This is a genomic window from Candidatus Nomurabacteria bacterium, from assembly GCA_016699365.1.
GTDB lineage: Bacteria > Patescibacteriota > Minisyncoccia > Phycocordibacterales > UBA9973 > CAZLWF01.
In genome coordinates this window covers 567,948-581,291 of the sequence record CP064973.1, presented here as the reverse complement: position 1 = coordinate 581,291, position 13,344 = coordinate 567,948, and the positions used below count along the sequence as shown (strand labels likewise).

At 37.7% G+C, this 13,344-nt stretch carries 20 protein-coding genes; 1 reads left to right on the top strand and 19 read right to left on the bottom strand.

Annotated features, from left to right (window positions below; translation table 11 throughout):
- Positions 1 to 7 precede the first annotated feature (7 nt).
- The gene (locus IPJ63_03315; protein ID QQR76499.1) at positions 8 to 541 is read left to right on the top strand and encodes a hypothetical protein; all 534 of its coding nucleotides are present in this window, start codon (positions 8 to 10) and stop codon (positions 539 to 541) included.
- Positions 542 to 574: 33 nt separating this feature from the next.
- On the opposite strand, the gene IPJ63_03310 is transcribed toward IPJ63_03315, so the two are convergent.
- From IPJ63_03310 to mnmA, 19 genes are all read right to left on the bottom strand, one after another.
- On the bottom strand, positions 575 to 1,177 hold the full coding sequence (locus IPJ63_03310) for a nucleotide exchange factor GrpE (GenBank protein ID QQR76498.1): 603 nt from the start codon (positions 1,175 to 1,177) through the stop codon (positions 575 to 577).
- Positions 1,178 to 1,243: 66 nt separating this feature from the next.
- Positions 1,244 to 1,597 carry a hypothetical protein gene (locus IPJ63_03305; protein QQR76497.1) on the bottom strand — a complete coding sequence of 118 codons (354 nt, stop codon included), beginning with the start codon at positions 1,595 to 1,597 and terminating at the stop codon, positions 1,244 to 1,246.
- A 177-nt stretch (positions 1,598 to 1,774) separates the two neighbouring features.
- Positions 1,775 to 2,185, bottom strand: coding sequence for a 30S ribosomal protein S9 (rpsI, locus tag IPJ63_03300; GenBank protein QQR76496.1), 411 nt, complete (start codon positions 2,183 to 2,185; stop codon positions 1,775 to 1,777).
- Between the two features lies 1 nt (position 2,186).
- A complete protein-coding gene (locus tag IPJ63_03295) occupies positions 2,187 to 2,531 on the bottom strand; it encodes an uL13 family ribosomal protein (GenBank protein ID QQR76495.1) in 345 nt (114 codons plus the stop codon).
- A gap of 35 nt (positions 2,532 to 2,566) precedes the next feature.
- Complete coding sequence (gene rplQ / locus IPJ63_03290) at positions 2,567 to 2,920, bottom strand: 50S ribosomal protein L17 (GenBank protein ID QQR76494.1); 354 nt, start codon at positions 2,918 to 2,920, stop codon at positions 2,567 to 2,569.
- A 34-nt stretch (positions 2,921 to 2,954) separates the two neighbouring features.
- Entirely contained in the window at positions 2,955 to 3,938 is a 984-nt protein-coding gene (locus IPJ63_03285) for a DNA-directed RNA polymerase subunit alpha (protein QQR76493.1), read from the bottom strand.
- A gap of 33 nt (positions 3,939 to 3,971) precedes the next feature.
- Positions 3,972 to 4,574 carry a 30S ribosomal protein S4 gene (rpsD, locus tag IPJ63_03280; GenBank protein ID QQR76492.1) on the bottom strand — a complete coding sequence of 201 codons (603 nt, stop codon included), beginning with the start codon at positions 4,572 to 4,574 and terminating at the stop codon, positions 3,972 to 3,974.
- 29 nt (positions 4,575 to 4,603) lie between these two features.
- Positions 4,604 to 4,933 (bottom strand): 30S ribosomal protein S11, encoded by a 330-nt coding sequence (gene rpsK / locus IPJ63_03275; GenBank protein QQR77022.1) that lies wholly within the window; start codon positions 4,931 to 4,933, stop codon positions 4,604 to 4,606.
- A 149-nt stretch (positions 4,934 to 5,082) separates the two neighbouring features.
- Positions 5,083 to 5,463 (bottom strand): 30S ribosomal protein S13, encoded by a 381-nt coding sequence (rpsM, locus tag IPJ63_03270; protein ID QQR76491.1) that lies wholly within the window; start codon positions 5,461 to 5,463, stop codon positions 5,083 to 5,085.
- A gap of 6 nt (positions 5,464 to 5,469) precedes the next feature.
- On the bottom strand, positions 5,470 to 5,580 hold the full coding sequence (rpmJ, locus tag IPJ63_03265) for a 50S ribosomal protein L36 (protein ID QQR76490.1): 111 nt from the start codon (positions 5,578 to 5,580) through the stop codon (positions 5,470 to 5,472).
- Positions 5,581 to 5,667: 87 nt separating this feature from the next.
- Positions 5,668 to 5,880 carry a translation initiation factor IF-1 gene (gene infA / locus IPJ63_03260; GenBank protein QQR76489.1) on the bottom strand — a complete coding sequence of 71 codons (213 nt, stop codon included), beginning with the start codon at positions 5,878 to 5,880 and terminating at the stop codon, positions 5,668 to 5,670.
- Between the two features lie 60 nt (positions 5,881 to 5,940).
- A complete protein-coding gene (locus IPJ63_03255) occupies positions 5,941 to 7,299 on the bottom strand; it encodes a hypothetical protein (protein QQR76488.1) in 1,359 nt (452 codons plus the stop codon).
- A 7-nt stretch (positions 7,300 to 7,306) separates the two neighbouring features.
- Positions 7,307 to 8,488: a hypothetical protein gene (locus tag IPJ63_03250; protein QQR76487.1), complete on the bottom strand. Its 1,182-nt coding sequence runs from the start codon at positions 8,486 to 8,488 to the stop codon at positions 7,307 to 7,309.
- A 57-nt stretch (positions 8,489 to 8,545) separates the two neighbouring features.
- On the bottom strand, positions 8,546 to 8,989 hold the full coding sequence (locus IPJ63_03245; GenBank protein QQR76486.1) for an NUDIX hydrolase: 444 nt from the start codon (positions 8,987 to 8,989) through the stop codon (positions 8,546 to 8,548).
- A gap of 56 nt (positions 8,990 to 9,045) precedes the next feature.
- The gene (locus tag IPJ63_03240) at positions 9,046 to 9,405 is read right to left on the bottom strand and encodes a hypothetical protein (protein QQR76485.1); all 360 of its coding nucleotides are present in this window, start codon (positions 9,403 to 9,405) and stop codon (positions 9,046 to 9,048) included.
- 3 nt (positions 9,406 to 9,408) lie between these two features.
- Positions 9,409 to 11,151, bottom strand: coding sequence for an alanine--tRNA ligase (locus IPJ63_03235; protein ID QQR76484.1), 1,743 nt, complete (start codon positions 11,149 to 11,151; stop codon positions 9,409 to 9,411).
- A gap of 70 nt (positions 11,152 to 11,221) precedes the next feature.
- The gene (locus IPJ63_03230; GenBank protein ID QQR76483.1) at positions 11,222 to 11,704 is read right to left on the bottom strand and encodes an MgtC/SapB family protein; all 483 of its coding nucleotides are present in this window, start codon (positions 11,702 to 11,704) and stop codon (positions 11,222 to 11,224) included.
- A gap of 67 nt (positions 11,705 to 11,771) precedes the next feature.
- Positions 11,772 to 12,221 carry a hypothetical protein gene (locus tag IPJ63_03225; GenBank protein QQR76482.1) on the bottom strand — a complete coding sequence of 150 codons (450 nt, stop codon included), beginning with the start codon at positions 12,219 to 12,221 and terminating at the stop codon, positions 11,772 to 11,774.
- Positions 12,222 to 12,261: 40 nt separating this feature from the next.
- Positions 12,262 to 13,332 (bottom strand): tRNA 2-thiouridine(34) synthase MnmA, encoded by a 1,071-nt coding sequence (gene mnmA / locus IPJ63_03220; protein QQR76481.1) that lies wholly within the window; start codon positions 13,330 to 13,332, stop codon positions 12,262 to 12,264.
- Positions 13,333 to 13,344: the final 12 nt, after the last annotated feature.

Genomic DNA, 13,344 nt, shown 5'->3' with positions numbered 1-13,344 from the left:
TCTAGATATGCAAAAAAAGCCAGATTTCTCAAGGAAAATACTCAAAATACTGTCTGAAAAGCCAGTTATTTCGCTATCTGAGCTCAGTGAGCGTGTTTCCCCTCGCCCTGCCACAAAAGTGCCTGTATACGCTATAAATCGCTCTCTGAAGGGCCTAAAAGAGGCAGGTCTGGTGGAGAATCTGTCTTCAGACAGAACTAAATACACACGTCTAACAAATGAAGGAAAAAAGAAGGCCAATAGTCTAAAGCTAGAAAGTGACAGCGCAATCCTAGACCCAAAATGGGATGGTAAGTGGAGAATTATACTTCTGGATCTACCTGAGTCTAGAAAAAATGAACGCGATAGTTTGCGCTATCTGCTAAAGAAAGCAGGTTTTGTATGTCTAAAAAATAGTGCTTGGATATCTCCCTACCCCCTTGAGCATTTGTTTGAAAATATAAAAAAAGATCTCGGCCTTACGACAGAGATCATGATTTTTACGACTGATACAATAGATTCAGAGACTGGAAAAGTTTTGTTTGGAATATTTGGGAAATAAATAAAAAAAACGAGCAATGCTCGTTTTTTTTATTTATTTTTTGAATTCAAACACTTTTACTCTCGCTGCTCTGAGTACTCGCTCGCCTATTATGTATCCGGACTGAGTAACTTCGGCTATAGAGTGGTCTTGTGCTTCATCATCGGTAGAAATATTTTCAACTGCCTCATGAAGTTTTGGGTCAACTTTGTCCCCCACAGAAACCTTTATAGGATTCACACCGTTGTCAGCAAGAACTTTCAAAAGCTGTGCGTGGATATATTCCACACCTATACGCCAGTTTTTATCTACCTTCTCCCATGCCTCACGGTTTGAAAAAGCCATATCGTATGCGTCTAGTACTGGTAGAAGTTCTTCGGCAAAATTCTCCCGAGCATAAGCGAGTGTACTCTCACGTCTTTCTTGTTCATCTTTTTTGTAGTTTGTAAAATCTGCGCGCTCTCTCTGCCAGTTTGTAAGATACTCTGTCTTTTCTTTTTGAGCTTCTTTTAAGTCTTTTCTAAGCTTTTTTAAAGTGGCTTTTATATCTTCTTCTCCATCATCATTGAAAACAAATTCCACTACATCCTCGTCAGTTTCTGTGTCAGCATCCTCCACCACAGTCTCATCTATTTTTTTGTCTTCTTCGTCTTTCATATACACGATTATACTTGGATTTGAAAAATTGGCAAAATTAAAACCCTCGTACTGAGGGTTTATTTTTTAATTGAATTCGAATGGAACTTTCTGAAGCTCCCCAAGCGTCGCAAGGAGCTTTTCCTTCTCCTTTTGTAGGTCGTAGAGGTCTGCCTCACGTTCATCAAGAAAACGTGCTGGAGCTGGGTTCTTTGCGATCTTATCGCTAAGCTCTTTGATCTCTACCTCTATGAGGAGGAGTTTTTCACCTATTTTAACCTGCATAGAATCAGACGCCGATTCTATATCTGAATATGTAACCCTACCAAGTAGGTATACAAAAACAATAGATATAAAAAGGGCGACTATTAGTGGCACCAGAAGATTTAGTGGATAATCTTCCACCGTACCATAGGTAAAAATCCCATATACAAAACTCATACATAGCGCCAATAGTATAGCTGTGAAAATATTACCTCTGGAAAAAAGAGAATATATCCCGGCTTTGTGGCGTAATTGGTTTTTCAATTTTTTATTCATTGTGTGTACATTTTTTTAAATAATACCGTAAAATAGGATTTTGTCAAACAAAAAAATCCCTTTCGGGACTTCTTTGTTTTAACGTTTACTCCATTGTGGAGCCTTACGAGCTTTCTTGAGACCGAACTTGCGGCGCTCTTTTGCTCTAGGATCACGTTTTAGGAAACCAAGTTTTTTGATATTTGTGTGTTCATTTTCATCGAGCTCTACGATCGCACGAGCGATACCGTGACGGATTGCTTCAGCTTGAGCGTGGATTCCTCCTCCAGTTACGAGAGCTGTGATTGTAAACTTTGAATCAATCTTGCCTTTTACAAAAGGATCGATAACTATTGCTCTGTGTGAGTCTGTAGGGAAATATGCTGAATGCTCTTTTCCATTTACTTCTATTGAAAGCTTTGAACTTGGAGTAAGTCTTACGCGAGCACTTGCTGTCTTTCGACGTCCGATTGTTTCAATATATCTTTTTGTTGTAGTTTTTTCTGACATATTATTCTGTGATTACTAGATTTTTCATAATCTTATCGCGAAGTTTGTTACCTGGAAGCATTCCGTAAACTGCAAGTTTGAAAAGTTCTGAATGCCCCTTCTTTGAAACAACCTCATCAATATTTTGTAGTATAAGACCACTAGGATATCCAGTGTAACGCTCAAGTACTGTTTCGCGAGCTTTCTTTGCACTTATCTTTGCCTGTGAAGCATTTATGATTGTAACCTTGTTTTCTGCTATAACGTTTTTCTTGCTTCCTGGCTTGTTTTTGCCCATCAAAATAGTCGCTGCTTTTGTTGCAGTTCTTCCTACTGTTATTCCTTTTGCATCAAGTGTGTATTCCATAGTTGTGTTTCGATATACTACCGTATTTTTATATATTATACAAATTCAATAATAGCCATTTTACTTGCATCGCCTTTTCTCTGAGGAAGTTTCAACACACGTGTGTATCCACCTTTTCTCTTTGCATACTTTGGAGCGATCTCATCAAAAAGCTTTTTTGTCTCAGTTTTTCTATTCATAAGACGAGCAACGATTGCACGGCGTGTAGCTAGATCACCTTTTTGTGCACGAGTAATTAGCTTTTCGATATAAGGACGCAATTCTTTTGCCTTTGCCTCAGTTGTTGTGATTTGCTCGTGTTTGATAAGCGAAAGAGCAAGACTCTTTAGAAGTGCTCTTCTTGCGTTTGCTGTTCTGCCAAATTTTCTTACGTTGTTTGCGTGTCTCATAGTAGTAAAAGTGATTAGTAATTAGCGAATGGGATTATTTTAGGGTAATGCCAAAATTTGATAACATACGACGGATTTCCTGAATACCCTTCTCTCCGATACCTTCAAGCTCGAGTAAATCCTCTTTTTTCTTGCGAGCAATACCTCCAACTGTTCGGATGTTTGCAGAATTTAGAGCGTTTAGTGTTCGAGTAGAAAGCTCTAGAGTATCAATACGAGTTTTTAGGATGTCTGACATATCTTCTCCTGAATCTTTTTCTCCTTCAGATTCTTCTACAGATGCATCAGCAGACTCCTCTTTGATAGCAGGCTTTGCTTCATCGTCGAATTTGAAATCAAAAATAGCTTTGAGCTGAGTGATCATGATTTCGATAGATCTCTTTAGAGCTTCACGAGGATCAACACTACCATCAGTCTCTATGATCATACGTAGACGATTGTGGTTTGTTTTGTCACCCACGCGCATGTTTTCAACTTCATAAGCTACGCGGCGGATTGGTGAAAATAGTGCATCTAGAGCGATTGTACCGATATCTGTCTTTGACTTTTGGTGCATATCTTTTTGCACGAAACCAAGACCAGTTTCGATGTTCATAGTTATTGAAAGTTCTTTACCTTTGCCTGTGATTTCTGTTATGTATTCATCAGTATTTATAACTTCAACTTGTCCAGGACATACTATGTCTCCAGCAGTAACAACCTTTGGTCCTTTAACCTTTAGTGTTACTTGTTGAGGTTCATCACTACTAACTTTAAAACGAACTTTTTTAAGAGCAAGGATTATCATAATAACATCCTCTTTTACTCCTTCGATTGTAGAAAACTCATGTGAAATACCATCAATAGATATTGATGTAAGTGCTGCACCTGGTAGAGAAGAAAGGATTATGCGGCGTAGAGAGTTGCCGAGTGTGTGTCCGTAGCCTGGATATAGATTGTCGATTTCATAAACACCTTTAGTTGCATCTTCTGAAACAACACGAGGCTTTGAAGGTAACATAATTGAATGATCTAACATATATATTATCTCGATTAGTTTAACTAATAACGATTAACGACTATAAAACTCAAGCACTGCATTAAAATTGAGGAACGCATCTGCATTTTTTGGAACACCGATAACCTTGCCTTCCATGCGAGCTGTGTCAAAAGACAACCAGTTTGGCATAGAATAAGTTTTTTGCTTCTTCTCTAATTCTGCGAACAAAACGCTTTTTTTCGACCCTTCGCGTATTGTAATAACATCACCAATCTTAACTTTAAATGAAGGCACTGTTGTGCGTTTGCCGTTTACCAGTATGTGGCCATGGGAAACCATCTGTCGTGAAAGATTTCGTGTATGAGCAAGTCCAAGTCTGTAAGTTATGTTGTCGAGACGAGCTTCTAGAGATTCGTATAGCTTTTCTGATGCGTTTGCACCCTTAATAGAACTAGCGTATTTAACGTAGTTTTTAAATTGCTTTTCACTAACTCCATAACTGAAGCGAATGCGTTGCTTTTCTAGAAGTTGTTCTCCATATCCAGAAAGTTGTTTTGGTCTTTTTCCAGATGTAGATTTACGACCCTCAGAGAGAGTGTATTTTTGAGTTTGGCATTTTTCAAAAACACCTGAACCCAATCTTCGACACATTTTATATTTTGGACCTGTAATCATAACTCAATCGTTTTAAATACTATTAAAAATTAAACTCTTCGTGGTTTTTTTGGTTTTGGACCATTGTGTGGGACAGGAGTCATATCGCGAATACCTGTAAGATCAAATCCTCTTGCCATGAATGTACGAATAGCACTCTCACGACCTGAACCAACACCTCTGATAATTACATCAAATTCTTTTATACCTAGTGCACCAGCTTTGTCAGCCAATATTTCACCTACTTTTGAAGCAGCGAAAGGAGTTCCCTTCTTTGCACCTTTGAATCCCATAGCTCCTGCTGAAGACCAGAAAAGTGTATTACCAGCTTTGTCAGATATTACTATCTTTGTATTGTTGAAAGTAGCGTCTACGTGCATTGTCGCAGCAGTGATCTTCTTCTTTGGAGTTTTTGGTGAAGCAGAAACAGGAGCCTTTACTTCAGCTTCTACTTCTGTACCCTCTTTTGTTGTAATTTTCTTTTTACCCACGGTTTTTATAAATTAGGAAGTTAAATAAAATCTAAATCTTAAGTCTTTTCAAGTTTTCGGCGTCCACTTGCCATTGTCTTTCGAACGTTTCCTCGAACAGTTCTAGAGTTTGTTTTTGTTCTCTGTCCCCGTACTGGAAGTTTGCGCATGTGGCGAACTCCTCGGTAAGCCTTGATATCTTTTAAGCGTTTGATGTTTGATGCAATTTCACGCTTTAGATTTCCTTCGATCTTGTAGTCTTCGATAAGCTTACGGATTTGATTTTCTTCTTCAGGAGTAAGTTCACTTGCCTTTTTGTTGTAAGGGACCTTAACTTCATCAAGAACCTTTCTTGATCTAGTTAGTCCAATACCATAAAGGGATGTAAGACCTATCTCAATGCGCTTTTCGTTTGGAATTGTTATACCTAGTATTCTCATTTGATTTTATTGTTTTTGTTTATGCTTTGGATTATCACAGATAACGCGAAGATGACCCTTGCGCTTAACAAGTTTGCATTTATCGCACATCTTTTTTACTCTTGCTCTGATTTTCATGAAATAATGGAAAATGAAGGGTATAAAACCCTTTGTTTACAAGCATTTTTGGGTTATTTGATAAAATGCTTGTATATAATACTCTATTTAAAGTCTTTTGACAATACGTCCTTTTCCACCGTATGGGTCTATCACAACCTCTACTCTGTCGCCGATCATAACCTTTATACGGTGCATGCGCATTTTACCTGACAAGTAAGCTAGAATAACTTCACCGTCTTCAAAGGCAACTCTAAAAAGAGTACTTGGTAATGCTTCCTGGACGGAAGCAATTCGTGAAATTTCTTTTTTATCACTCATGCGTTAGCTAAATAACAATAGCAAATGAAAACGTATTAGTCAAATTTATAAGAGTATAAATTAACTTTCCTTTACCAAAACCTCAATTGACTCTGGCTTGGTTGGAAATTTTCTCTCCCAAAATGGTTTTATAACCACTTCAGCACTTTGAATGTTTGGATTTATAGACATGATGGATTGAAAATCTTTTTTACGCTTGCCAACCAAAGAAGATATGATTTCCTCTGTATTTACATCCCATATTATATTTGCACTTCCAGTTAAGTTTATAGTTATATCCTCAACTGTAGCGGGAACTATTGTGTCTTTGTTTCTAAGCTCAAATACTAGGCTATCTAGCTCTGGGATATGCACGAGATCACCATCGTAATCCTGTATGAATTTACGAGCAATAACTTCGTGTAAGTCAGATCTTTTAAAGATAAAAGCTTGGGCTGTGCCTGTAGCTACTTGAGTTATCTCAGTTTCTTTTGATTCGGTAATCGGACTATCTTCATCTATAGATATAAATAATGCGTTATCAAAGAGAACAAAACCTTCTGGTAGTTCAGTGCGAGCTTGGGTCATAAGTGTTTGATTCAATGTTTCTCGAGCTTTTGCATATGAAGCACTAGCTTCCTCTGCTGAGACTGTATACATGTTCCCAGTAGCACCTCCAGATATTTCAGTTCTACTTCTTCCATACATCTTTGCATATTTGTCGGCATTGGTTTTAAAGCCAATAATTGTGAAATCTGTAAGTGGACTGTTGTACTCTTCTCCTGCTTCGGCTGCTGTAACCTTCACGTCGACTGATCCAGGTGTAATAGTAGTTCCAGTCTTTTTATATCCTGGTATTGAAACTGCTTTATCGGTATAGTAAATTTTTCCATTTGGAGCCTCGAGTCGAGTATTTATAAGAAGATTCTGTGGAGTAGTGCTGTATTCGTTGAATAAGACAACAGTGCCTGTTGCCTTACTACTAGCAACTTTTGAACCAGTAGAAGGATTTGAAACTTTTTCAGAAGCACTTATAGCCATAAGCTGAAACGGTAGACTAGGCAGTATCGCATCTTTTTCTGAAGCAAAATCTGTAGCAATGTCTACAGAAACAGTCTTTGGTGAGACTGACACGCTTGCACCTGAAAACAAAAAGGATAGAGCGAAAAATAAAATAAATACTGAAACAGCAGCAAACACCCATATACGTGCATGTTTATGATATTTTCTTTCTGTGAAAACGGGACTTATGGGATCCTTTGGAATTCTAGGCGGAGGAGATTGTCTTGCAGAAGTACTTCTGGATGTACTTCTTGGACTTTTCGGCTTAACCTCTTGTGTGGATAGAGTTTTGTTAGTAGCTTTTGCAAGCTCAGAAAAAAATACAGAAGGTTCACGCTTTGGTGTCTTTATGATATCTTCTACAACATTTTTTGCCATAAATATATTATACTCGAATTCTAGTAATAAAAATAGTTTCTAACATTATAAATGGATCTCTAATCACAGAACCAGAAAAATTTAAATACTCACTAGTAGCAACAGACCCAAGGGATATAACTCTAAACTGATGTTCGGTTGTGGTGTATTTATGAAACTCCTCACTCTCTAGGGTTGCAATAAACCAACTGGACGTGTCTTTGTCTGCAGTCAAAAAAACAGTATCAGGTATACCTAACTCTACAGAAATACCAGCAAGTGCGTTGCTAAAATTACTAAGCCACTCTGATTGAGCCTCCTTCAATACTTCTGAAAATTTATCAGCCAGATTTTTCTCCAATTTTAGATCAGAATATATACGATACAAAGACAATGCTTCCCCACCAGTTCTCTTTAGAGCGCGACTGACTTTTCGAAGGAGAAAATTCTTACCATAAGGGAAAGACACGCTCTCTATCAACATTCCATCTTTTATAATTGATATATCGGTAAGCTCTCCTCCAATATCCAAAAGAATAAAGTTATCTTCATGTACAAAAAGATCTCGAGTGGTAATAAAAGAAGCAAAAGCAAAAGATGAGTAAGATATCTTCTTTAGTCTAAAGACTTTTTCTATAACTTCTTCTATCGACACTAGGATTGCCTCAGGAGACATAGACAAGTATAGAGTCATATCTAAGTCGGTTGCTTTTACACCGATTGGATCTTTTACTCTATAGCCATTCAAGGAAACACGGATTGTCTTTGCTTCCAATATGCGGACATTCTCACCGAGCTCTCGATATCTTCCTGCGTGTTCGTTCTCAAAATTTTTACGCTCTTTTTCTATTAGCTCATCGGCAAGTTTGTGAGAAAAAACAAAAGGAGTATTTTTGGATAGCTTTATAATTCTAGTTTGAGAAGCATACCAAGGACTAGCTAGAGTACAGTAAGCAAACTTTGGAGCACCAATTCTCGCATCGTGAACTTTCTTTACAACGTCAGCGAGTGCGAGCAACATCTTTGCCAAGAAACTTTCAAAATTTAAATCTTCTTCAAAAATAAGATCAGTGCGTACGCTATATACAATAGTAGGCTTTGCTGGATTTTTACCTTTTGGAAATTTAACCAATGATCCTCCAACAGAAGCAGATCCGATATCTAATACCAGAGCAAGATCTTCGCTATTTTTATTACTAAAAAAATTCATATATCTAGTATATCAAAATATAAAAAATAAAAGAGCCTTTTTAGGCTCTTTGTAAATTTAGATATTGAATGCGTGCTTTATGACCTCAGATTCATCGTCCATCAAATTCACAAGAAGTGCATCTGATGGAGTCTTCCATTCATAATCAACATGTTCTTCGATGTTGATATTTACGGCAGGCTTGGTGCACATCCTAACAATAAAAACTTCATAAATGAAATCATATTGTTTCTTTTCATTTCTTACATAGAAAGTGTGCTTATGTTCGAATAGATGTGGCCATAAGCTTATACCGGTCTCTTCAAGAAGTTCACGTCTTGCGCCTGCCTGACGATCTTCAAGGTGATTTATCTTACCTGCCGGAACTCCCCATGTTTCACCTTGCGGTTTATGAGCTGCTCTCTGTAACAGGAGAATCTTCTCTCTTACAAAAAGAAAAGTGCCGGCAACGGCAAATTTTGGGTTAAAGTCTGGTATGTCTTCAATTTTTAATGAGATCATATATATGTACGTTTTGGTTTCCCAAACTATACAATACTTTTATGTTTTAAGCAAGTTTAATCCAACCTCTTCCCAGCGCTGTCATAAGTAGCTGCTACTTTCCCTTCGGGTTTTACTGATTCAGATTTTTTTGCAAAAAGAATCGAATATAATTTTTTAATTACCAAGATAGATGTAATGGCCGGAAAGATTACAATCCAGAAAAGTATTTTAGCAAGCAAGTATGGACCTCCTAAGAGCGAACTAAAGGAAAAAACAGCCAGCACAGCAGTCAAAATAACCACTGGCAAAAGTAGCGGTAGAACTGCGCCAATAAAAAGCTCTTTGCCTTGTGAAGCAGCGAAGCCACTTGGATTTGCACTAGCCTCTTTGATATCGCGTATAGTTTTTCGAACGTGAAAAATTTGAAGAATCATAATTTAATTTAAAACTGCTTTTATGCGTCGAATACCTGCAGAAGAAGCTTCTTCTTTTTGGATTTTGAATACTCCGAGCTCTTTTGTATTTGTTACGTGAGGTCCACCGCAAAATTCTTTTGATATTGCATTGCCGTTTTCATCTTCGATAAAGTAAAGAGATACGATATCTGGATACTTAGCACCAAATTCCATCTCGGCTCCAAGCTTTTCAGCCTCTGTAAGTGGCATCTCGCAACGAAGAACGTTCAATCCGCGAGAAATATACTCGTTCACAATTTCTTCAACTTTTACTTTTTCTTCATCAGTCATTTTTCTATCGAATGCAAAGTCCATACGAAGACGTTCCTCTGTTATATTTGAACCTCGTTGTTTTACTTCTTTACCTAACACTTCCTGAAGTGCAGAAAGTAGTAAATGGTGAGCAGTATGGAGCTTAATAGTTTGCTCGTTGTGATTTGCAAGACCACCTTTGAACATACCAGCAGAAGAAGTCTGCGAGAGCTTCTGGTGTTCGGACATTTTTTGATTGAAATCTACAATATCAATCTCAACTCCCTTTTCTTTTGCAAGCTCAAGAGTTACTTCAATAGGAAAACCATATGTTGTAAACAAGACAAAAGGATCTGTTCCTTTTTCAAATTCCTTGAGTCCTGATTGTAGTGTTTCTTTAAACTTTGAAACTTCTTTTTCAATCTCTGTCTTTATGACTTCTGTTTTTTGTTTTATTTCTGGATAAAATTCTTCATAAAAATTTACTACAGAATCTACAATGGTAGAAATTTTTACACTATCGATTTCTTTGTTAGCAGATTTCAAAACTGCTCTGCGAATAAGTCTTCTCAGAACATAACCTTGCTTTGTATTTGAAGGTATTACTCCATCGGCAATCATAAATACAGCAGTTCTCATATGATCAGCAATAACCCTCTGTGAAGAAATTTCTGGCGAAAGAGTTTTTGCATGAACCATAATATTTTCAAAAATATCAGTATCATATGCAGTATTTTTTCCTTGCATCACCGCTGTCATGCGCTCTAGCCCAGCGCCTGTATCTACATTTTTCTGAGCAAGTTTACCAATTACTTTTCCTTCTTTCTTTTCATATTCCATGAAAACATCATTCCAGATTTCTATAACTCGCTCGTCTTTTACTGCTTGGATAAATGAATCTTTGTTCAAATCTCCTACAGACCCACTTGTCATGTCGTAGAACATTTCACTACATGGACCACAAGGGCCATTGTCTCCAGGACTCCACCAGTTGTCTTCTGCAGGTAAAGCATAGATACGATTCTCAGGTATACCAAGACTCATCCAGATTTTTTTAGACTCTTCATCAAGTGGAGCATTTTCATCACCTTCGAAAATAGTTACATAGAGCAAATTTGGATCGAGACCTAGACCTTCTTCTTTTGAAGTTAAAAATTCATAACTCCATTTTATTGCATCATCTTTAAAGTAGTCTCCGAGTGACCAATTCCCCATCATTTCAAAAAAAGAAAAGTGTCTGTTGTCTCCAATATCTTCCAGGTCTCCGGTTCTAACGCACTTCTGAATATCTGCAATACGAGAGCCTAGTGGATGTTTCTCTCCCATTAGATACGGCACAAACGGCTGCATACCAGCTGTATTGAAAAGCACAGAAGGATCGTTCTGGGGTACGAGTGGAGACGAAGGCACAATAGAGTGTCCCCTTTTTTCAAAAAAAGCTAGAAATTTATTCCTTATGTCTTTTGATTGCATCTTTTGAATATAGCGTATTTTTGCAAATAAAAAAAGCCGTCACGAGACGGTTTTTTTTATTCTTATAAATCTAGATATTAAAATCTTCGGGATCACTGTGCTGCACCAAAGATGAATGGCGTAGTCTGTTTTCCAAAAACCACAAAACTACGAATATAAAAAGTGTGAGTATGGTTGCAAGGACTGCAAGTTCGAAGAATCCGAATCCACACGCAATACCAATACCTGCTGCAACCCATATACTTGTGGCCGTAGTAAGACCAAAAAGCTTTGAATCTTTCCAAATCATAAGACCTGTTCCCAAGAATCCGACACCACTGATAACAAGCGATGGAATCTGTGCAGGGTTGTTGTCGAGCCCTGGGTGCATGTCTATTATCATCTCAGAGATAATTACAAATAATGCAGAACCCATAGCAACAAGTGAGTACGTTCGCATGCCGGCAGTTTTGTGAGCTATTATGCGCTCCGCACCTATCGCCATACCCAAGAGCATCGCAAAGCCAAGTCTTTCAATAAAAAATATATTTTCTGCTGTAAATATTTGTTCCATATGTAAGCCTAATTATACTCGATACAAAATAAAACAAAACCCTTCCGCTGTGGAAGGGTTAAATAATTTATACATAAGGCAAAAGTTGTGTTAGTAACCAAGGCTCAAGAAAATGTATGAGCAAGAGCGCAACTGCGATTGTAACCACAGAATATGTACTCTGTGCGTAAACATTTCTTTTTCTGCCATAGTATCTTATGAGTCCTACTATCCCGGCACTTACAAGCATACCTGTACTAAATGCTATGAGTGCACTACCGAAATAACTGTAGTACATATAGCAGTGGTATGCCGCAACCATCAGGTAAAAAACAACCCAATACCCCCTGAACCACAGATAACTCCGGAGCTCAATAGATATAAATTTATATTTTGTACGGTACCAATAGTCACTGTACCATGCGTACAGTTTTGGAAAAATCCATTTTACCGGTTCTCCGACGATAAATACCGCAAGAAAAAGTAGTAACCATCTTGTTACAAGAATCTGCAAGAGCAGGGCGTTGTCTATGTTCATAGCTTAAAGATTTTGTCTTTACTATACAATATTTACAGAATTATGCAACAATACCTCCCCCTAAGCAGACACCATTCTCGTACATAACTATAGACTGCCCACTTGAAACCAAGGGCTTGTCATCTTCAAACAAAATAACTGCATTATTATTTTCTATTTTCGACAAAACAGCAGGGTGCAATTCTCCATGATAACGGATTTGTGCGTATAATTTTTTACCACCCTCAGGCACACCGCTAATCCAATTTGTATTTATAATTTTTATATCCTTTGTGTTGTCTAGAGGCTTTGGTTCATGGCTAACTGTTATAGTATTCTTCGTAATATCTTTTGATACAACATAGTATCTAGTATCTTGATTGGTTTTTTTTGTAATAGTAAAACCATGTCTCTCTCCAAGTGCAAAGAAAAGTGCCCCCTCATGTTCACCGATTTCTACACCTTGTTCGTCCAGAACTATTCCCTTTTCACTTTTAATATAGTGCCCGAGAAAATCCTTCATATCCAAGGGTCCTAAAAAACAAACTCCTTGAGAATCTTTTTTGTTGCCTGTAAAAAGTCCTGCGCGCATAGCAATATTTCTAACTTCACTTTTTTCCATATGCCCTATAGGTAAAAGAGTATGTGATAAATCACTCTGATTTAGTCTATACAAGAAATAGCTCTGATCTTTGGATTCATCTTTTCCAACTAAAAGCTTGTGCACCCCGTCTTCTGATTTGTTTTGTGCGTAGTGACCAGTGGCTATAAAATCTGCGCCGTGAGCTTTTGCAAATTCCCAAAATATACCGAACTTTACTTCTCTATTACACATCACGTCTGGATTTGGGACGCGCCCTAATCTGTATTCTTCGATCATATAATCTGCAACACCTTTTTTGTAAACATCTTCTGCGTCGCATTCTAAATATGGAATATCTAAGTGCGCACATACACGCATCGCATCACGACGCTCCTCTCTCCATGTACACTCTATCCACTCTGGAGTCCAGGTACGAATAAAAACACCAGTTACATCGTAGCCAGCTTTTATAAGCAGGTGGGCTGAAACCGACGAATCTACACCGCCAGATATTCCCACAAAGACTTTTTTAGATTTATTTTCTCTCACAATAGACACTCT